This is a genomic window from Romboutsia sp. (assembly GCF_056995035.1).
Map to the genome: position 1 here is coordinate 1 of NZ_JBXKIW010000004.1, position 19,425 is coordinate 19,425.

Sequence of the window (19,425 nt, forward strand, 5' to 3'; positions counted from 1 at the left end):
AATTGCCATTACATTGAAAAATCAAATATAGAATAAAAATATACCCTATAGAGTAGATACTGAAATAAGTATACCCTATAGGGTATTTTATTGTTAAATAATCTAATTGCATATTTCAATGTAATAAAAATGTAACTATTACTATATTAATCACATAAAATTAATATTATATTAATAAAGTAGGTAGATAAATATGATAACAGTGGCAACCTTTATAATATGCTTAGTTATATTTTTAATAGTAATAGACATATTTGCAATATTATTTAGATTAACTGGTATGAGTATAGAAAAAGCAAGATTTCAAGTTATTTCCCTTTTAACAAACACAGGATATACAACAAAAGAAAGTGAACTAATAGCACAACATCCAACAAGGCGGAAATTGGCAAGTGCTTTGATGGTAACAAGTTATGTGAGTACATTAACATTTATATCATTTCTAGTAAACATGTTATCAAAGAGCCTAATAAATGCAAAATCTATATTAGCTATTATAATATTTATAGTATGTGCAATAATGTTTTTCAAAAGTTCACTACTTGAAAAAATAGAAGATATAATAGAACACATAGTTGAAAATTCTTTATTATGGAAAAAAATTAATTCAAGATACCTAAATTTTATAACTAAGCATAAAGGATATTCTATATGCGAAGTGTATTTAAGTAAAAATTCAGATATTATAGGTGTGAGCATAGAAGAAAGTAAATTAAGCTTTATAGAAATAAAAGTACTTAGTATAGATCAGGGACATGAACTTATAAATTTCCCAAAATCAAATTATATTTTTAGAGCAAATGACAAGCTTACAGTGTATGGAAATACACATAGTATAAAACATAAATTTCATTAAGAAAGTGTATTGAATTTAAATATTAGATGATTTTAAGAAAAAATCGTACAGAAAACTAAAATGTACGATTTTTTTGATGAAAATAAAAAAGTAATATACTATATTGCAAAACAATATAGAGTGGAATATAATATAACTATATTGTAAAACAATATAGTTATAAAGGTGGTGGAAAATGTGTCATCAACTCAAATGTTAAAGGGAATCTTAAAAGGATGTTTATTAGCTGTTATTTCAGAAGGAGAAATATATGGGTATGAAATGATAGAAAAACTTTCTAATTACGGATTTGACATGATTAGTGAAGGAAGTATATATCCATTATTACTAAGAATGAAAAAAGAAGAACTAGTATTTACTAAAGAGAAAGATTCCCCTAGTGGACCTAAAAGAAAATATTATACATTGACACCAAAAGGATATGAGGAACTTAAAGAATTTATAAATGATTGGGAAAGTATGTATAAAAGTGTAAATAACTTAATTAAAGGAAAGTAAAATTATAAAAGGGAGAACGTATTATGGAAATATCTAAAAAAGGGCAAGATTTTATATTAAATCTTAATGCATATTTAATGACCACAGGTAAAAGTGATAAAGAAATAAAAGAATTTATAAAAGAAGCCGAGGCTCATCTACAAGATGGAGAAGAAAGAGGAAAAACAGTTGAAGATATTTTTGGATGTTCTCCAGAGGAATATGCAAAAGAGTTAGCAAAAGAATTTAGTTTTGACAAAAAAGAACTTACAAAAATATTATTTTTAGTTTTATTTATGATAACGAATTTTACAATAACAGGAAGCTTTGTTAGTGATGTAGTTTCATATTCATATTTAGACATGCTAACAACTTTATCATATTATGTAATAGGTTTTGGTGGTGTCATTTTTATAGTAAGAAAAACAGCATTTAAAAGCAATAAAATTCAATTTATAACTATGTGGCTGTTTTTAATGTTAGTTATGGTGATGCAAGTCTATGTGGGATTGATGCATATTAAGACAGAACCAGTTATATTTTTAAATAAGCAATTTCAACTTACTATATTTGTAGTGTCACTTATATTAGCTTTATATATTACTTTTAAATTAAGGACTTTAGCTACATTAATTCCATATGCCATAATAAATACAAAAGTTTTAGCTAATTTATTTAATTTAAATATACCTGAAGATATAAAATTTATGATATTTACAAATTTTGTACAGTATGCAATAATAGCATTACTTGTATATATTGAATTTAAATTTATATTGAAAGATAAAGATGAAGTTTAAAAATTATAGATATTAAATAGATTTTTTATTACAAGTAGATTATATTGATAAAAAAACTAGATTAAAATATTAATCTAGTTTTTTTATAGTTGTGTATTTAGATGCGAATTTTTATATGAAAATAAGTGAAAGTAATAATATTATTATAGGAAAAGCAAAGAATAACTTACCCTTAGTGCTACCAATATTTACAGTCCAACCAACACCAAATCTCTTAGTAACAAAGAATGAAGGATCATTTGGATTATTATAAATACAACCGAAAATCCATAAAGAATCTTCATCATCAACTGAATAAACAGCATCCTTACTTTTACTAGGAGACTTGTAATATAAATAAGTCTGATAAATTGCTGCTAATATAATAACAACAGTATAAGGCCACATAATAAAAGTATTTATATCACTACCATTAGCAGTAGCAATCAGTATAGTAATCAATAGAATTTGGCAAGATATATTTAAAACTAAAAAAGTAAATCCAAACATATTTAAATAATGTAAATGAGTCTTTTTACTATTATCTAGAGAAGTAGGTGAAAGTTTCGCTCTAGATTTTAGAGAAGCTATAGAAGAAATATATATTATAACTCCAGCACAAACCATAATAATTACTTGACCAAATACAACTCTAAAAGATTTTTCACTAAAGGCATCAGCAGCCCCACTAGGTCCCCAATGTGTAGGAATCATATCGGGCATAGAGCTATATTGACTTAGTGTATAAATTCCAACTAAAACAACAATTACCATAGGAATCATAAATATCATAGAAAATCCTTTTATAATTCTATTTTTTTCATTAAGAAAGTCAGTATCTAGAATAATTCTATTTTTTTCTATATCTAAATCAGAAATATTTAAAGTTAATTCACTTTTTAAAGCTTTTACCTTGTTATGAATATGAACATATACAAAAAACTGATATAAACAAAATCCTAATATAGGTAAGGTTGAGGAAGCTTCATAAGCTTTGAAAATATAAATACAAATTAAAGCAAGTATTGTAAAAGCTACAAAACCTACAGTTACCAGAGTTTTAAAGCATTTATCTAAAACCTTAAATTCGTCTTTATCAAAATAATCACTATTTAAACTAATTCCATAAAATTGTCTTTTACCACTTAATGATTGAGTAAAATAAATCAATACATAAAGTAAAAATAAGGTTGGAATATTAACAATTAAAGCTATAGTACTATTCATAATTTTTCACCCCATATTTATCAAATAATTTATTACTATAATCTAAAAATTCTTCACGAGACATACCTAAAAGATAGCTTTGTGCAACCAAAAGATCTAACATAGATTTAATTTTGTCACTATTTAAGTCATTTTTAGGTAAAGGTAAGGTATTTACAATAGCACCTTTTCTTCTATCAATGTTTATATACCCTTCATCTTTAAGTAAATTATAGGACTTGTTAACAGTATGAAGATTAACACCAATCTCCTCAGCCATATTTCTTACAGATGGTAAGGATTCATTAACTTTTAAGTCACCACTTGCTATAGATTTAATAATTTGTTCCCTGATTTGTGTGTATATAGGGACGTCACTATTAAAATCTAAATTTAAAATCATATTTAACACCTCCGCATATAAAATTAGTATGTTTATATAAAAACTATTTGTTATATATATTATATAACAAGACATGAAAGTGTTACAACTAAAATATTTTTAAATTATAAATACATATTAGTTAAATAGAAAAATAAATTAAGTAATAGTATCAATATATGGTATTATTCCTGCTTTAAGTCAATCTGAAAAACATATTCCTAATCGAGCAAGGATAGGAATAAAAAATTTAATATAAACTTAAATTATTTATAGTTATGTAATTTACTTGGATTTGACTGAAAATTAGAACTTTTATTTATATGTCGAATTTAGATGAAAAATGTTTTCTTATGTGATAATATGTAATTAATTAAAAAAAGGAGGAAAAAATTAATGAAGAAAAAATTACCCAAAGGGGCATATGGAGGCGTATCTGGAAAAGATTATGTTCCTTACATAACAGATAACTCTAAGTCAGGTGGAAACATTACAGTATTAATTATAGGACTTGTTCTAGCTGCTGTTTTTGCTGCTTCTACAGCTTATTCTGGTATGAAGGCTGGTCTTACAGTTGCAGCTGGTATTCCAGGATCTATAATAGGTTCAGCATTTGTTGGAGCATTTGCTAAGCAAAAAGGTATTCTTGGTAAAAACTTAATTCAAGGTATGTCAAGTGGTGGAGAATCAATTGCCAGTGGTATGATATTTGTTTTACCTGCTATTATTTTAATTGGTGGTCAAGTTACATTTTTAGAAGGCGTACTTGTTGGAATTGGTGGAGTATTATTTGGTATAGGAGTTTCAACACTTGTTCAAAATTATTTAATAGTTGAAGAACATGGTAGTCTTATGTACCCAGAGTCAATGGCTATTTCTGAAACACTTGTTGCTTCAGAAGGTGCAGGAGATTCTATGAAGTATATGGGAATTGGATTTGGAATCGGTGGTGTACTTACTGTATTAACAGGTTCATTCTTAAATGTAACAAACAATGTAATAAGCTACTTCGGAAGTAAGTTCTATAAGTGGAAATTACAAGTAGAAGTTAACCCACTTCTTTTAGGAATCGGGTTTATAGTAGGACTTGAAGTATCTTTAATGATGTTTGCTGGTTCTATTTTATCAAACTTTGCTATAGCACCTTTAATAGGTTACTTTACAGATATGGCTGCAGATGGAATGATGGTATGGAATAATCCTTCAATGGCAATTAATCAAATGGATGCGAATGCAATATCTGGTAGTTATGTAAAATATATAGGTGCTGGTATGATGCTTTGTGGTGGTATTATAGGTGCAATAAAACTTATACCAACTATAATAGCTTCTGTTAAAGAAACGCTTAATGCAAAATCAAGTTCTGGAAATTCTGAAGAAAATTCAGCTATGCCAATGATAATATTATTAGGTGGTGCTGTAATTGCGTTTATAGCAGGATTTGTAATTTCTGGTAATGTTGTAATGGCAGTTGTTGGAGCAATTATGTCTCTTGTATTATCATTACTATTTGTTATAGTAGCTGGACGTTTAACAGGTACTATAGTAACATCAAATCTTCCGGTATCTGGTATGACAATAGCATCATTAGTTATATTAACATTAATATTTGTTGTAATGGGATGGACTAATTTAGCAGATAACAAATCATTACTTTTATTCGGTACATTTATAGTTGTTGCTATAGCTGTTGCTGGTGGTTATACTCAATCTCAAAAAGTAACTTATATTATAGGTGGTAGTAAAAATGAAATGCAACGTTACTTTGCAATTTCTGGTATAGTAGGTGTAATCGTTGTTACAGGTACTATATTATTACTTTCAGACCAACTTAAAATTACTGGTGATAGCGCACCATTTGCATTACCTCAAGCAAACTTAATGTCAACATTGACTTCTGGTATTATGTCAGGTGAATTACCTTGGGTTATGATTATAGCTGGTGTGCTTATGGCGATTGTTTTATACTTATTAAACTTACCAATAATGACTTTTGCTATAGGATTCTACTTACCAATAGCAACAACTTCTATAATATTAGTTGGAGCATTAATCCGTGTGTTTGTTGAAAAGACTTCTAAAAATGATGTTGAAAAAGAAGCAAAAATTGCTAATGGTGTAAGTTTATCTTCTGGTCTTGTTGCTGGTGGTTCTATAATAGGTCTGTTAGGAATCATATTACAAGTATCAGGAGTTGTAAAAGCAGCTACACCAACTGGATTTGCTGCAGGAAACACAATGGCAATAATCTTATTAATAGCTTTAGTTGTATGTACAACATTACCTATTGTTTCATCTAAGGTAAAACATGATAAACAATAATAACGAAGTTTTAAATATAGTATTTAAGATTTCTGATAAAATTGAATATGAAGTGGATAAAGAAGGAATTGTAACTGTACTTGAAAAACAAGATTACAGGGTTCAAAGATTTTTTAGAAAGCTAAAATTCAAAATTCCAATGTATAAAAAAACAATATTGGATAAATATAGCAGTTGTGTATTCTTACAAATTGATGGCAGAAAAACTGTCAAAGAAATAGGTGAAAACCTAGAACTTAAATATGGTCAAGAATCTCATCCGCTTTATGAGAGATTACTTCTATTTTTAAATCATATTGAAGTGAATTGTCAATACATTGAAAAATTAAATATATAATAAAAAGTAAAATGTACCCTATAGAGTAGATTGATATGCTCCCTTTATGGTAAACAGTTTAAATAACAAAACTGTTACCGCGAAGGGAGTATATTTTTATGGATAATGAAAGAAATACAACTGAAGGATTAAAAATATTTATAAAATTTTAAATATTATATAAATAAGGTGGTACTGTGAAATATAACTTTGAATATAAGAGATACCAAATATTAATACTGATAAAAGTATGAATATTTTTATAGTATCATAAATAAAGAATTAGATACTTCCCCCAATCCTAGAAGTAACATCTAAATTTAATACATTTTTTACGAATGATGTAGTTAAATTAGAGATCTACTTCATGCCTAAAATTTGAGTTGTAAAAAAATCAAATATACACATAGACAAACCCTCCTAAATATAAAATCAAAATTTATTGATTAAATAATAAAGATGCTTTCACATCTCTATTATATATCATACATCAAAAAAAATTGATTTGATACTGTTTTTAAAAATTTTTATAAAAATATTTTATTTATAGTATCTAAAGTTAAAACACTTTCTAAAATATCTTTATTTATAGAATAAAAATTCCACTTACCTTTAGGAATTTTATTAATTAAATTAGCAGAAAGTAAAAGTTTTAAATGATATGATAGTTTAGATTGAGATAAATTAGCTATATTAGTTAATTCACATACACAAATACTTTCAGTAGTACTTATTTTCTTTAAAATTTCTATTCTAATCGGGTCAGATAATGCCTTGAAAATTAAGTTTAAGTCTATGTTGTTGTTCATCAGATTACCTCCAAGCTTCTATATAGATATTATAACAAATTTTTCAAAATACATAAAAAAATATTTTTAAAATTTTAAATGCTATTTTAAGGATAATTATTTACAAGCGGATAATTTATAATCTCTTAGCATTACAAAAGATTATTTTTATTAGAATCACTAGTAAAATCAAATAGATATAAAATAAGAACTTTTAGTATAAGTATAATAAGATTATAATAATAGAAAAAATATGGTAAACTTATATAATCATGATAATAGTACTTATTTAAATGGAGGTGATTTATTTGCAACTTCAGCAACTAAGATACTTAATAGAAGTAGCAGAAACTGGGTCTATGAATAAGGCTGCACAAAATTTATTTATATCACAACCTAATTTAAGTAACTCTATAATGAGCTTAGAAGAAGAATTTAATATAAAAATATTTGATAGAACAAATAGAGGTGTAGAAATTACAAAAGAAGGAAAAAATTTTTTAGCACATGCAAAATTTATTATAAATCAAGTTAATAATGTAGAAAATATATATAATAATTTATCTAAAGAAAAGACTTTTGTATTACAAATATCTAGTGCAAAAGTATTTAATTTAGCAAATATATTAATTGAAATTTATAATAATGTTGATTGTAAAAATATAAAAATATCTTTAAAGGAAACTCATAAAGAAAATGTTATAAAAGATGTAGCTAATATGGATTCAGAGATAGGGATGCTTATATTGTCAAATATCCAAGAAAGATTATGGAGAAACATACTAGAAGTAAATAAGTTAGAGTTTAATGAAATAGCTAAAGATAAGCTGTATATTTATGTAGGTGAAAATAACCCATTATATAATAAAGATGTAATATATACTCATGAACTAAAGGATTTTATTTGTGTAAATTTAGTGGAGGATCAAGTATCATCATCTATTTATAGTATAGAACTAGATTCACTCAATATTTTAAATAAAGATAGGGCTATATATTTAAATGACAAGGAAACTATAGCTCATTTCATATTAAAAACAGATGCATATTCATTAGGCTCAGGATGGAGTAGTGTAGATAAAAGGGAAGGTATAAAGGCAATACCTTTTGCTGATGATAGTATAGATTTTAGTATTGGATGGATTAAAAGGAAAAGAGAAGAATTATCAAATGAAGCTAAAATGTTTTTAGAAATAGTATCAGATAATATTAAAAAACAAAAAACTGTTATATAAAATAGTTATAACGTGTAATAAAATATACATATTAACGATAAACTCCCAGTTTTGATAAGATAATAATATAAAAGATGGGAGTGATAAAAATGAGTTTAAGCGAAGATAAAGCTAAAATAATGGAAGATGATAATATTGGAAAGGTAATATGGAAATTTGCTATACCAGGTATAATAGCAAGTCTTATAAGTGCAATTTATAATATTGTTGATACTGCTTTCGTTGGAATGTTAAACAATACATTAGCAATGGCTGCTGTATCTATTGTATTTCCACTATTTATATTAATAAATGCTATAGGGCAGATGATAGGCGTTGGAGCATCTTCTTATATAGCTAGATTACTCGGATCTAAAGATAAAAATGAAGCTGATGCTGTAGCAACTACTGCAATAGTTTCATCTTTATTTTTAGGAGCTATATTTACAATCTTAATATTAGTATTTTTAGAACCGATATTAAGATTACTAGGAGCAACTGATACTATAATGCCTTATGCTATAGATTATGCAAAGCCTATCGCTATAGGAGCAAGTTTGCCTATAATGATGCCTACATTAGCAAATATTATAAGATCAGAAGGTAATACAAAACTGAGTGCAGTTGCAGTTGCGCTAGGAGCTGCTATAAATATAGTATTAGACCCTATATTAATGTTTAATTTTAATATGGGAGTAGTTGGAGCATCATTGGCAACAGTAATTAGTCAAGCAATATCTGTATGTTTATTAGCATCATATTTTCTAAGAAAGAAAAGTTATCTTAAATTAGAAATTAAGAATTTTAAGTTATCAAAGGCTATATATAAAGAAATAATTTCTGTTGGGACTGCCACTTTTTTAACTCAAGCGCTTATAAGTATTTCTATGGGTCTCTTAAATATAGCATCTAAGCCATATGGAGATTCACTAATAGCTTCTTTTGGGATTTCTTTAAAATTATCATCATTAGTTATTTTTGTAGTTATGGGTTATAATCAAGGTTTTCAGCCTATAGCAAGTTATAATTATGGTGCAGGTAATTATGATAAATTAAGAAAAGCTATAAAAATATCTATAAAAAGAACTACTATATTTTCAAGCTTAGCAACAATAGTTCTTATGATATTTGCAGAGCCTGCTATAAATTTATTTAGTAATGATAGTAGTGTTATAGAAGTTGGAGCTAAGACTTTACGAGCAACTCTTTTAATGTATCCTTTCTTAGGATTTACACAATTATATGCTACATTATATCAATCATTAGGGATGTCAAAAGAAGCTTTAATAGTTGGAACAGCTAGACAAGGAATTTTCTTTATTCCTTTTGTATTTATACTTCCTAGGTTATTAGGTATGAATGGAGTTTTATATACTCAAGCATTATCAGATTTGTTTACTGTTATTTTAACAACATATTTTGCTTATAAAACTAATGAGATGTTAAAATTAAAAAATGAAGAAGATAAACATATAAAAACTAATACAATTGAAGTTTTATAGAAAACTAAATACTAAATATATAAATAAAAAGTAAACTTCACTAGATTACAATAGAGTGAGGTTTATTTTTGTATAATTGATAATCATAAAATAAATATAGCACTTGTTGTTAATTATAATGATATAAGTAATCAAAAATCTCAATATGTGGTAAAATAATATATTATTAATAATAAGGAGAAGAATATGTTTTGGTTTTCAGATAGTAAAAATAAGACTAATGATAAAATAGATAAATATGACCAACTAGAAAAACTAGTATGGGATTTTTTCATGGAAGAAATACCAAGGTTAGGATTTGAACAAAGAGAAGGACAAGAAGACATGGCCCTTGATATTTGTTATAGTATAAAAGAAAAAAAGCATACAATAGTAGAAGCTGGAGTAGGTATAGGTAAATCTTATGCCTATATTGTGCCACTTCTTTATTACAATATGCTATTTAATAAGCCAATATTAATAGCAACCTCTACAATAGCACTTCAAGAGCAGTTAATAAAAGATGTTAAAAAAATATGTTCATACATAAAGCACAGACCAGAGATAATACTTGCAAAAGGTATGACTCATTTTGCATGTAGAAAAAGGGCTGATGAATATTTCAAAGATAATGATGAAATAAATGAAGAAGATGAAATATTTTATAAATATATAGAAAATGGAACAGTTGATAGAAGATTTATAAACTTAGATATAAATGATGATATGTGGGACAATGTATCTATAAAAACAACAGACCATAGTAAATGTGAGTATTTTAAAACTTGTAGGTTTATGAGACTTAGAAATGATATGCTAGAAACTAAGGGTGTTATACTTTGTAACCAAGACTTACTAACAGTACATTTTCAAAAGTTGAAAAAATGTCAAAAAGGGTTGTTAAGTGATGATATAGATTTAATAGTCATTGATGAAGCTCATAATTTAGAAGACAAAGTTAGAAACTCTCTGATAGAAGGCTATAGCAAAAATAGTATCAAAAATTTAATAAAAGAATCTAGAAATAGTATAAAAAAGGTAAGTATAAAAAATAGTTTAAGTTTAGAAATTAAAAATATAAATGATATTTTAAACATGCTATTTTTAAAATTAAGTGATCAAATTAAAACTCAATTAAAGGAAAATACTAATTTAAAAAATAACGACATGGAAAGATTTTTTATAGATATTGATAGTATAAAAGATTTAATTTTAAAATTACAAAGATATATTAAAGTAATACATGATAAAGTACAGTTTTACAGTGATAATAATTTAAGTGAAGAAATAGTAGAAAGTATAGAAAACTTAGAACTATTCTTAAGTAATATATTAGAAACAAATTCTAACAACTTATTTTGGATGGAAAAAAACAAAGGTATAGAAGTTTTCTCTTGCCCTAAAAACATAGACCAAGAAATAAGAAAGCTATATTTTGATAAAACAAAAACTACCATATTAACATCAGCAACAATAGCAGATAAAAACAAAGGTAGTGAAGAAGAAAAATATGAGTATTTTATAAAAAATACAGGTTTTAAAGTTGAAGACGGATTTTTAGCAGTGCAAAAGTATTCTCCATTTGAATACAATGAAAATGCCATGATATATTACGTTGAAAACATGCCTCATCCAACTTATGAAAGAGATATTTTTATTAAAAAAGGTGTAGAGGAAATAATAAAACTACTAAAAATAACAAAAGGTAAAGCTCTAATACTATTTACATCAAAAAGTGATTTAAATGAAGTATATAATATATTAAAGAAAAAGAATATTGGATATAATTTATTAAGACAAAGCATAGTTTCGTCACAAGATGAGATATTAGAAGAATTTAAAAAAGATGAAGACTCAGTACTATTAGCAACAGGTACGTTTTGGGAGGGTATTGATATACCTGGTAAGTCTCTTTCAAACCTTATAGTATTTAGGCTACCATTTCCAGTACCAGATCCTATAATTGAGTATAAAAGAAGTACTAGCAAGGACTTTTTAATGGAAGTTAGTGTACCATATATGATAGTAAAGCTTAGACAAGGTATTGGTAGATTAATTAGAAAGCATGATGATAAAGGGATTGTAGCTATTCTTGATTCTAGAATAGGTGATTTTTCAAATAGTAGATATAAGGATATTGTATTTGATTCACTACCTATAAAAAATAAAAGTAATAATATAGATGATATAAAAAGATTTTGTGATAAAAACTTATAAGGTTATGATAAAAATCAATTTTAAAAATAAGCTTTAGAATTTAACAATCTAAAGCTTATTTTTTTTGCATCAATAGTTATTTTAAAAGTATTCGTAAGCTGTTCTTCTAGAGTTTGCAATAAGCTTAGAGTAAATGATCTAAGGCTTTTTAAAATTATTGAATTTATAAATGAAAATAAAAAAGAAATTATTTACATATAAATAGTAACAGGTATAATTTTTATATTTTGAACAAGTATAATATATATCAAAACATATAAAACTTAAACTTAATCATAAGATAGGAGATAAAATGAAAAAGCTTAAATTAAAAATACTAAAGTATTTAATCCCACTAATAGCAATAAATTTAGTGGGATGTAAAAATGAAGAAATTACCCAACAACAAGAAAGTCCTAAAGATATTATTGAACAGAAAATAGATAAAATGACGATAGATCAAAAAATAGGACAAATGATATTAGCAGGATTTGATGGAACACAAACAAATCAATACACAAATACTTTAATAAATGATTTTAAAATTGGTGGAGTAATATTATTTAAAAGAAATATAGAGAGCTCACAGAAATTAAAAAAACTAACAGCAGATATAAATAAATCAAATAATAACATACCTCTATTTATATCAGTTGATGAAGAAGGAGGAAGAGTAAGTAGGCTTCCAGACGATGTTTTTAAATTTCCCAAAGCCAGTGTAGTAGGTCAAGCAAATGATGAAAAATATGCTTATGGAAATGGTGAAAAACTAGGTAATATACTTAGTGAACATGGTATAAACATGGACCATGCACCAGTACTTGATATATATAGCAATCCTAAAAATACAGTAATAGGTGATAGAGCGTTTGGAACTGATGAAAATATAGTGTCCAAAATGGGAATTGCAACGATGAAAGGCTTAGAAGACACAAATGTAATACCAACTGTAAAACATTTCCCTGGACATGGTGATACAGAAGTAGATTCACATTTTGGACTTCCAATTGTTAATAAAAGTCTAGAAGAACTAAAAAACTTTGAGTTTATACCATTTAAAAAAGCTATTGAAAAAAATTGTGATGTTATAATGGTATCTCATATTATATTAGATAAAATAGACAATACTAATCCATCTTCATTATCTAAAAAAATCATAACTGATATACTTAGAAATGATTTAGGATTTAATAAAGTTGTAATGACAGATGATATGAATATGGGAGCTATAACCAATAATATGAGTGTAGAAAAAGCAAGTATTGAGAGTATAAAAGCCGGTAGTGATATTATATTAATAGGAAATGGTGTTGAAACTGTAAAATCAGTTATAGAAGAAATTAAACTAGCTGTTGATAATAATGAAATAAGTGAAGAAAGAATAAATGAAAGTGTTTATAGAATTTTAAAGCTTAAAGAAAAATATAACATATTAAAAACTGATACATCAGATTTACATAGTTAAATTAAGGAATTATGATTTGGTTAAATTTTATATTTAAATTTTGATAGAAAAGTATTTTTGTCAAAGTATATTTACCATATTAAGTAAATATACTTTGACACACAAATCCATATACATTCTTAAAATTAAAATAATTTTGTTGACTTATCGTTTAATTCAGCATCTCTTTTTCTTATTATTTTTCTAATTTCTTCTTCATTTAAATTAGTTCTAGCCACAATATCTGACATACCAATATTATTCATTAATAAATCTTTCGCAAGCTCTACTGCATCTTCGTATTCACCTTTTTTGAATCTATTATCTTTCATATTTACACATCCTTTCATAGAATTAGATTTCCACATAAATATTCTTTTACTCGTTACAAAATTTGCTATTTATCTATTTAAATCATACCCAAAAAAGACTGTAGCTAGATTTTTATAAATAAAATCTAGCTACAGTCTTCTTAGTATATTAAATCAAATGTATTTATAAAACTAAAATACTCAATAAATGGTTAACTTTTAAAATTAACAGATTTTAAAGAACTTACCTGTTGTAAAGTATTAGCTAATAAAACACCTAGTACTATACTAACCCCACCTTGAACCATGTTAGATGGTATAGATCCAGCAGAAACCAAGAAGCTACCTTCTAAAATTCCACCTGCTATGAAATATCCAAATACCATTATAATAGCACCTATAGTTGAAGCTATTATACTTTTTATCATAGAACTATTATTTTTTACAATATAACCAACTATATACCCTTCAGTTCCTTTTATAATAAGAGTAAATAAAGCCCAATGAGAATACCCACTTAGTACATCTGCTAAAGCAGAACCTATACCTCCAGCTATCATCCCAGGAACTGGCCCAAATAATATTGATGTAATAAATATAACGCTATCACCTATATTAACAAATCCATTTGTACCAGGTGTTGGGACTTGAATGACCATTGTTGCAATGCATACTAAGGCTATCATTAACCCGTTTAATACTAAATTTCTAGTTTTCATATATATGTACCCCTCCAAATTTAAATATAAAATATACATAATGATAAGTAAATTATACAAAAAAAAGTATGAGTATACAATAAAAAATGTACCCATACATTAGAGGGTTTTATCAAAACTAAATTAATCACTTTTAATATTTTGTAATATCCTCATATGGTAAGAATACACAGCATATTCACCAAGCTTATCAACCAACTTATTATTAACATAAGCTCCAACAAAAGCACCTATTCCAGGAACTAATTGAAGTAGCTTAGCTAAATCAATATAATCTCTATATTCCTGTTGAAAACTTCTCCAATTAAAATCATCTATATCACTAGACAAAGTATTCTTATACTCATCCCAAACTTCAATTTTATTAAAAATCTCATTAACATGATCTTGGCTTGAAAAAGCAAGTTGAAAAATACTTAATATATATATTCTCTCTTTATAATCACTAGCATCAAATCCATAAATGCTAGCAAGTTCATAAAGAAGCTTTATTTTTATACTAAGTAAAAGAGGTAAATCAGTAAGACCTATCAATATACCGGCTGCACCAGTACCAGCACCTTCTAACATGGCAGTATTTTTGTAGAAATTTATTTTTTCATAAGCTAAAATATCTCTTTCTTCTAAAGAAAGGTTAATTAAAGGCTTTTTAGTAGTATATTTAGACCCAAATAAAACCACCTGTGTCATATTTTTTATAGCTGAAGTAACAATATTATGATAATTATCAGGTAGCATAGAATTAAATTTATTTTGAGTACCCTTTGAAAAATTGTTAAGTATAGATGGCTTTTTTCTCATTTTAGATTTCCATTTTTGAAGTTCTTGTAGCTTTATATAATTATAATTTTTCATTTTATCACCTATTTAAATATTTTATATTTTAAACTGTCTACTATTATAATACTACTTATATTATAAAATTGAAAGCTTGCATGAATTTTTAACTTGGATAGATATTTGAGTTATGTAATCATCATCAAATTTACAAGTAAAAGCATCTAAAAAGCCATCTTCATAAGAATTTCCTATTATTTCATAGTTATTTTTATGTATAAAGTTAAGTAGTTTATGATAAGACTTATGTGATGATTCATAGCTTCCAATATGATTTATGAAAGCATAAGTCCCTTTTGGTTTTACATACAAATGTTTATTATTTATCTTAGAATCTACTTTAATATATAAAGTGTTTAAGTTTGTAAAATTGTTACTTTTTATACTTTCTTTGTTTACTATCGCACTAATTGGATATCCATTATCAAAAATTTGTTTATCTTTACAAAAACTTATAAAATTTATTATACCCATCATTATAACTTTAAAGTCATCACTTTCTAATTCTTCAGATTTAATAATAAACTCTTCTTCACATTCTTTTATATATGGTTCTAAGTTATTTTTATACCCTATACCTTTTTTTATTATATCTATCTTATTTTCCATTTTTTTGCTGATGTTTTGTAAACGCTGAATTTGTTTTTTAACCAAATCATTTTCTTTTTTTAGCATATCAATAGCATCTTTAGGTGTTCTATTGTCTAAATAATCTTTAATATTCTCAAGGGATAATCCAATATCTCTTAAGCTAAGTAATATATCTAAAGTGTCAAATTGTTTTAAAGAGTAATATCTAAAATTATTCTCATCCTTATACTCTGGAGAAAAGATTCCCTTTTTATCATAAAAGATTAAAGTTTGCTTTGAAATATTTGCAAGTCTTGCAAATTCTCCAGTCGAAAAGTATTTATTATCTTTCATATTAAATTCCGTCCTTATTTTTATAAAATTGTTGCATATATAGTTACTATACACCTTAAAATATAAAATGTCAGTAGATATTATAAATTTGTAATTAGGAGGAAATTTATGGAAGGATTATTTTCAAGAAAATTAAGTTTCATTGAATTTATTAAATTTGTTTCACCTGCAATAATTTCAATGATTTTTATTTCATTATATACAATTATAGATGGTATTTTTGTATCTCGATTTGTAGGGTCAGATGCTTTGGCAAGTATTAATATAGTATTGCCTATAATAAGTATTTTGTGTGGTATAGGAGTTATGTTTGCAACAGGTGGTAGTGCACTTATATCTATATCTATGGGTGAAAATAAGTATGAGGAAGCTAATAGTAGATTTTCTTTAATGTTAGTGATTACTTTAGTTATAGGACTATTTATAAGTATATTTGGATATATTTTTAATGAAGAAATATTTAGACTTTTAGGTGCAACAGATAAGTTAATGCCTTATGTAAAGGGCTATGGAATAATTATTTTAGTAGCTGCTCCAATTTTTATGATAAAAATACTATTTGAATATTTACTTAGAACAGATGGGGCTTTTAATTTTAGTATGCTTGTTTCTATACTAGGAGGAATTATAAATATAATCTTTGACTATGTATTTATAGTCTTATTTAATTTAGGAATAGCAGGTGCAGCACTTGCAACTATATTAGGTTGTTTTGTTACAACAATAACTGCATTTTTATATTTTATTTCTAAAAAATCTACCTTAAAATATGTTATTTCAAAGTTTGATTTTAAAGTTATTTTAGAAAGTGCGATAAATGGATCTTCTGAAATGGTTACAGAACTTTCTACAGCTATGACTACAATTTTATTTAACTTTGTAGCTATGAAATTTGCAGGAGAAGATGGAGTGGCTGCTGTCAGTATAATATTATATGCTCATTTTTTAATGACATCTACATATTTAGGATTTGTGTGTGGAGTAGCGCCAATGGTAAGTTTTAATTATGGGGCTAAAAATGAAGAAAAGTTAAAAGAAACTCATAAGCACTCTAAGAAATTTATTTCAATTTCTTCTATGTTAATTTTTGTAGTTTGTTTAGGATTTGCACCATTTATAGTTACAGCTTTTGTAAGTAAAGGTAGTTCTGTTTTTGATTTAGCATTAAATGGTCTTCAGATTTTTTCATTTGCATTTTTATTTGTTGGATTAAATATTTACGTTTCGGGACTTTTTACAGCATTTTCAAATGGAAAGATTTCTGCCATAGTATCTTTTTCAAGAGCCTTTGTTTTTGTGATTGTAGGGTTTTTGTTTTTACCTAATATGCTTGGAATAAATGGAGTTTGGATTATAGTTCCTTTTGCGGAAGTTATTACTATAGGGGTGTCAGTCTTATTTATGAAAAAGTATAAGAAAATTTATATGTATTAATGAAAAAAAGATTTAATAGAGAATGTAGATAGATTTGTTTTTATACAAACCTGTCTACAACCCTCTTGTGATTAGATTTAAATAAATTAATATCTAGTAAATTATAGTTTTAATGCTTTAGTTGCAATAAATGTATCTATATAGTTATCTAATAAATCACCATCAGCATTATCCTCATAAAAACCAGCTATTACAAAACCTGCATCAATTTGACCACCGATTTGACTTTGTAGTGAATGGCCAAATTCTAATGTATCATTAGTACGTATTCTTTCTTCTAATTGTTCTTTAGGAAGTTGTTCTATATCAGAATAAGGTATATGATTTTTAATAATTAATTTATTGTTTTTCTCCCACTCATATAAATCAAATATGTATGAAAGAGGATTTACAAATCCAGATACTAGTGTTCCGCCTTTTTTTAATACTCTGTAACATTCTTTCCACACTTTTTCTATATTATCAATAAAACAATTAGATACAGGATGGAAAATAAAATCAAAACTCTCATTTTCAAATCTTGATAAATTCCTCATATCTCCTTGATCTAAACTAATAATTAAGTTATCTCTTTCAGATACCATCCTATCTTTTGATAGTTGTTCTTTACTATTATCAAAAACTATAACATTAGCACCTAATGCTGAAAATATAGGACCTTGTTGACCACCACCAGATGCAAGACATAATACATTTTTTCCTTTTACATCTCCAATCCATTCTTTTGGAACTGGTTTTGTTGGAGTTAGCAATAAAGTATAGTTTCCTTTCTTAGCTTCTTCTACTTGAGATGTAGTTATTGGAATAGTCCATTTATTTTTGTTTTTGACTTCATTATCCCAAGCAATGCTATTGTGTTTTAGTATATCCATATTAATCATCTCCCATTTTTTAATTCTTTAATGTATATTTCAATAGAAAATAAAAGATACCTTTAGAAAATATTGGTATAGCTTGGACATAGAGAAAATTCAAACTAAAAACGTATTAGATTAGTTATATTGGTTATTTTTGGAAAAATAATGTTAATATAGAAAAAGATATAAATAAATTTATAAAATATAAAACCTTTTTTTAATAGCGCTCGTTATATAAGTGAAAGGAGGGATAAAATTGGCACAGACAGATGAAAAATTAGTAAAAGAAATATTGATTGGCAATGAAAGTGCAATGGAAATTTTAGTTAAAAGATATTATGATTTAGTACATAGTTTTATTTATAGGAATGTACCTGATTACAATATAGCTTACGATTTAACTCAAGAAGTATTTATAAAAATTATTAAAAATATAGATAAATTTAGCTTTGAAAAAGGTAATTTTAAAACTTGGATATTAAAAATAGCAGTAAATACTAATAAAGATTATTTTAAAAGTAATGTATATAAGCAACGAAAGGAAATACATGATATAGATAATCATGAAATAAAAGATGATAAAAATGTAGTAGATATCTTATCTAAAAAAGAAGAAGCTTTAAAAATAAAAGAAGCTATAAGTAAACTACCTAATCTTCAAAGGCAGGCAATAGTTTTAAAATATTATAATGATTTAAAAATAAAAGAAATAAGCGATGTAATAGGAGATAATGAAAATACAATAAAATCTAGGCTATTTAATGGTATTAAAAATTTGAAAAAATTATTAGGAGGTGATATATGTGAAAAAAATACAGTCGAAGATGTATGCACTAAGATGTAAAAATACAAATGATGAAGAGTTTGAAAATTTATTAGAAG

Annotated in this window: 19 protein-coding genes; 11 read left to right on the forward strand and 8 right to left on the reverse strand. The window is 25.9% G+C overall.

Annotation, left to right across the window (positions count from 1 at the left end; all coding sequences use genetic code 11):
* Window positions 1-193 precede the first annotated feature (193 nt).
* The 3 genes from AC11VW_RS00285 (at window position 194) to AC11VW_RS00295 (ending at window position 2,133) form a co-directional block, all read left to right on the forward strand.
* Window positions 194-856 (forward strand): TrkA C-terminal domain-containing protein, encoded by a 663-nt coding sequence (locus AC11VW_RS00285; RefSeq protein WP_484299391.1) that lies wholly within the window; start codon window positions 194-196, stop codon window positions 854-856.
* A 177-nt stretch (window positions 857-1,033) separates the two neighbouring features.
* On the forward strand, window positions 1,034-1,354 hold the full coding sequence (locus tag AC11VW_RS00290; RefSeq protein ID WP_484299392.1) for a PadR family transcriptional regulator: 321 nt from the start codon (window positions 1,034-1,036) through the stop codon (window positions 1,352-1,354).
* A 23-nt stretch (window positions 1,355-1,377) separates the two neighbouring features.
* Complete coding sequence (locus AC11VW_RS00295; RefSeq protein WP_484299393.1) at window positions 1,378-2,133, forward strand: DUF1129 family protein; 756 nt, start codon at window positions 1,378-1,380, stop codon at window positions 2,131-2,133.
* Between the two features lie 111 nt (window positions 2,134-2,244).
* On the opposite strand, the gene AC11VW_RS00300 is transcribed toward AC11VW_RS00295, so the two are convergent.
* Together AC11VW_RS00300 and AC11VW_RS00305 are read right to left on the reverse strand one after the other, a co-directional pair.
* Window positions 2,245-3,339 carry a DUF1648 domain-containing protein gene (locus tag AC11VW_RS00300; RefSeq protein WP_484299394.1) on the reverse strand — a complete coding sequence of 365 codons (1,095 nt, stop codon included), beginning with the start codon at window positions 3,337-3,339 and terminating at the stop codon, window positions 2,245-2,247.
* Window positions 3,332-3,721 carry a GntR family transcriptional regulator gene (locus AC11VW_RS00305; protein WP_484299395.1) on the reverse strand — a complete coding sequence of 130 codons (390 nt, stop codon included), beginning with the start codon at window positions 3,719-3,721 and terminating at the stop codon, window positions 3,332-3,334. The genes AC11VW_RS00300 and AC11VW_RS00305 overlap by 8 nt, the downstream gene beginning before the upstream one ends.
* Before the next feature lie 375 nt (window positions 3,722-4,096).
* On the opposite strand from AC11VW_RS00305, the gene AC11VW_RS00310 reads away from it, so the two are divergent.
* On the forward strand, window positions 4,097-6,022 hold the full coding sequence (locus AC11VW_RS00310; protein WP_484299396.1) for an OPT family oligopeptide transporter: 1,926 nt from the start codon (window positions 4,097-4,099) through the stop codon (window positions 6,020-6,022).
* Window positions 6,009-6,359, forward strand: coding sequence for a PqqD family peptide modification chaperone (locus tag AC11VW_RS00315; protein ID WP_484299397.1), 351 nt, complete (start codon window positions 6,009-6,011; stop codon window positions 6,357-6,359). Before AC11VW_RS00310 ends, AC11VW_RS00315 begins: the two co-directional genes overlap by 14 nt.
* A gap of 506 nt (window positions 6,360-6,865) precedes the next feature.
* Here the strand turns inward: AC11VW_RS00315 and AC11VW_RS00320 are convergent.
* Window positions 6,866-7,147 carry an ArsR/SmtB family transcription factor gene (locus AC11VW_RS00320; RefSeq protein WP_484299398.1) on the reverse strand — a complete coding sequence of 94 codons (282 nt, stop codon included), beginning with the start codon at window positions 7,145-7,147 and terminating at the stop codon, window positions 6,866-6,868.
* A 287-nt stretch (window positions 7,148-7,434) separates the two neighbouring features.
* Here AC11VW_RS00320 and AC11VW_RS00325 point away from each other — a divergent pair, with 287 nt between their 5' ends.
* The 4 genes from AC11VW_RS00325 (at window position 7,435) to nagZ (ending at window position 13,482) form a co-directional block, all read left to right on the forward strand.
* Entirely contained in the window at window positions 7,435-8,361 is a 927-nt protein-coding gene (locus tag AC11VW_RS00325) for a LysR family transcriptional regulator (protein ID WP_484299399.1), read from the forward strand.
* 89 nt (window positions 8,362-8,450) lie between these two features.
* Window positions 8,451-9,842 carry an MATE family efflux transporter gene (locus tag AC11VW_RS00330; RefSeq protein ID WP_484299400.1) on the forward strand — a complete coding sequence of 464 codons (1,392 nt, stop codon included), beginning with the start codon at window positions 8,451-8,453 and terminating at the stop codon, window positions 9,840-9,842.
* A 186-nt stretch (window positions 9,843-10,028) separates the two neighbouring features.
* Window positions 10,029-12,038, forward strand: coding sequence for an ATP-dependent DNA helicase (locus AC11VW_RS00335; RefSeq protein WP_484299401.1), 2,010 nt, complete (start codon window positions 10,029-10,031; stop codon window positions 12,036-12,038).
* A 292-nt stretch (window positions 12,039-12,330) separates the two neighbouring features.
* Window positions 12,331-13,482 carry a beta-N-acetylhexosaminidase gene (gene nagZ / locus AC11VW_RS00340; protein WP_484299402.1) on the forward strand — a complete coding sequence of 384 codons (1,152 nt, stop codon included), beginning with the start codon at window positions 12,331-12,333 and terminating at the stop codon, window positions 13,480-13,482.
* A 125-nt stretch (window positions 13,483-13,607) separates the two neighbouring features.
* Here the strand turns inward: nagZ and AC11VW_RS00345 are convergent, their stop codons facing one another.
* From AC11VW_RS00345 to AC11VW_RS00360, 4 genes are all read right to left on the reverse strand, one after another.
* On the reverse strand, window positions 13,608-13,793 hold the full coding sequence (locus AC11VW_RS00345) for a hypothetical protein (RefSeq protein ID WP_484299403.1): 186 nt from the start codon (window positions 13,791-13,793) through the stop codon (window positions 13,608-13,610).
* Window positions 13,794-13,984: 191 nt separating this feature from the next.
* The gene (locus tag AC11VW_RS00350) at window positions 13,985-14,491 is read right to left on the reverse strand and encodes an ECF transporter S component (protein WP_484299404.1); all 507 of its coding nucleotides are present in this window, start codon (window positions 14,489-14,491) and stop codon (window positions 13,985-13,987) included.
* A 123-nt stretch (window positions 14,492-14,614) separates the two neighbouring features.
* The gene (locus AC11VW_RS00355; protein ID WP_484299405.1) at window positions 14,615-15,346 is read right to left on the reverse strand and encodes an EcsC family protein; all 732 of its coding nucleotides are present in this window, start codon (window positions 15,344-15,346) and stop codon (window positions 14,615-14,617) included.
* Between the two features lie 60 nt (window positions 15,347-15,406).
* The gene (locus AC11VW_RS00360) at window positions 15,407-16,252 is read right to left on the reverse strand and encodes a MerR family transcriptional regulator (protein ID WP_484299406.1); all 846 of its coding nucleotides are present in this window, start codon (window positions 16,250-16,252) and stop codon (window positions 15,407-15,409) included.
* A gap of 108 nt (window positions 16,253-16,360) precedes the next feature.
* Between AC11VW_RS00360 and AC11VW_RS00365 the strand changes: the two genes are divergently transcribed.
* Window positions 16,361-17,686: an MATE family efflux transporter gene (locus AC11VW_RS00365; protein WP_484299407.1), complete on the forward strand. Its 1,326-nt coding sequence runs from the start codon at window positions 16,361-16,363 to the stop codon at window positions 17,684-17,686.
* A gap of 101 nt (window positions 17,687-17,787) precedes the next feature.
* Here the strand turns inward: AC11VW_RS00365 and AC11VW_RS00370 are convergent, their stop codons facing one another.
* Complete coding sequence (locus tag AC11VW_RS00370; RefSeq protein WP_484299408.1) at window positions 17,788-18,558, reverse strand: class I SAM-dependent methyltransferase; 771 nt, start codon at window positions 18,556-18,558, stop codon at window positions 17,788-17,790.
* A 241-nt stretch (window positions 18,559-18,799) separates the two neighbouring features.
* On the opposite strand from AC11VW_RS00370, the gene AC11VW_RS00375 reads away from it, so the two are divergent.
* Window positions 18,800-19,387, forward strand: coding sequence for an RNA polymerase sigma factor (locus AC11VW_RS00375; protein ID WP_484299409.1), 588 nt, complete (start codon window positions 18,800-18,802; stop codon window positions 19,385-19,387).
* Window positions 19,388-19,425 lie beyond the last annotated feature (38 nt).

Bases quoted from the DNA above. Each gene is read 5' to 3' on its own strand.
- AC11VW_RS00350 (WP_484299404.1), bottom strand. From the start codon at position 14,491: ATGAAAACTAGAAATTTAGTATTAAACGGGTTAATGATAGCCTTAGTA.
- AC11VW_RS00310 (WP_484299396.1), top strand. From the start codon at position 4,097: ATGAAGAAAAAATTACCCAAAGGGGCATATGGAGGCGTATCTGGAAAA.
- AC11VW_RS00355 (WP_484299405.1), bottom strand. From the start codon at position 15,346: ATGAAAAATTATAATTATATAAAGCTACAAGAACTTCAAAAATGGAAA.
- AC11VW_RS00320 (WP_484299398.1), bottom strand. From the start codon at position 7,147: ATGAACAACAACATAGACTTAAACTTAATTTTCAAGGCATTATCTGAC.
- AC11VW_RS00365 (WP_484299407.1), top strand. From the start codon at position 16,361: ATGGAAGGATTATTTTCAAGAAAATTAAGTTTCATTGAATTTATTAAA.
- AC11VW_RS00295 (WP_484299393.1), top strand. From the start codon at position 1,378: ATGGAAATATCTAAAAAAGGGCAAGATTTTATATTAAATCTTAATGCA.
- AC11VW_RS00315 (WP_484299397.1), top strand. From the start codon at position 6,009: ATGATAAACAATAATAACGAAGTTTTAAATATAGTATTTAAGATTTCT.
- AC11VW_RS00300 (WP_484299394.1), bottom strand. From the start codon at position 3,339: ATGAATAGTACTATAGCTTTAATTGTTAATATTCCAACCTTATTTTTA.
- AC11VW_RS00305 (WP_484299395.1), bottom strand. From the start codon at position 3,721: ATGATTTTAAATTTAGATTTTAATAGTGACGTCCCTATATACACACAA.
- nagZ (WP_484299402.1), top strand. From the start codon at position 12,331: ATGAAAAAGCTTAAATTAAAAATACTAAAGTATTTAATCCCACTAATA.
- AC11VW_RS00335 (WP_484299401.1), top strand. From the start codon at position 10,029: ATGTTTTGGTTTTCAGATAGTAAAAATAAGACTAATGATAAAATAGAT.
- AC11VW_RS00370 (WP_484299408.1), bottom strand. From the start codon at position 18,558: ATGGATATACTAAAACACAATAGCATTGCTTGGGATAATGAAGTCAAA.
- AC11VW_RS00345 (WP_484299403.1), bottom strand. From the start codon at position 13,793: ATGAAAGATAATAGATTCAAAAAAGGTGAATACGAAGATGCAGTAGAG.
- AC11VW_RS00285 (WP_484299391.1), top strand. From the start codon at position 194: ATGATAACAGTGGCAACCTTTATAATATGCTTAGTTATATTTTTAATA.
- AC11VW_RS00360 (WP_484299406.1), bottom strand. From the start codon at position 16,252: ATGAAAGATAATAAATACTTTTCGACTGGAGAATTTGCAAGACTTGCA.
- AC11VW_RS00330 (WP_484299400.1), top strand. From the start codon at position 8,451: ATGAGTTTAAGCGAAGATAAAGCTAAAATAATGGAAGATGATAATATT.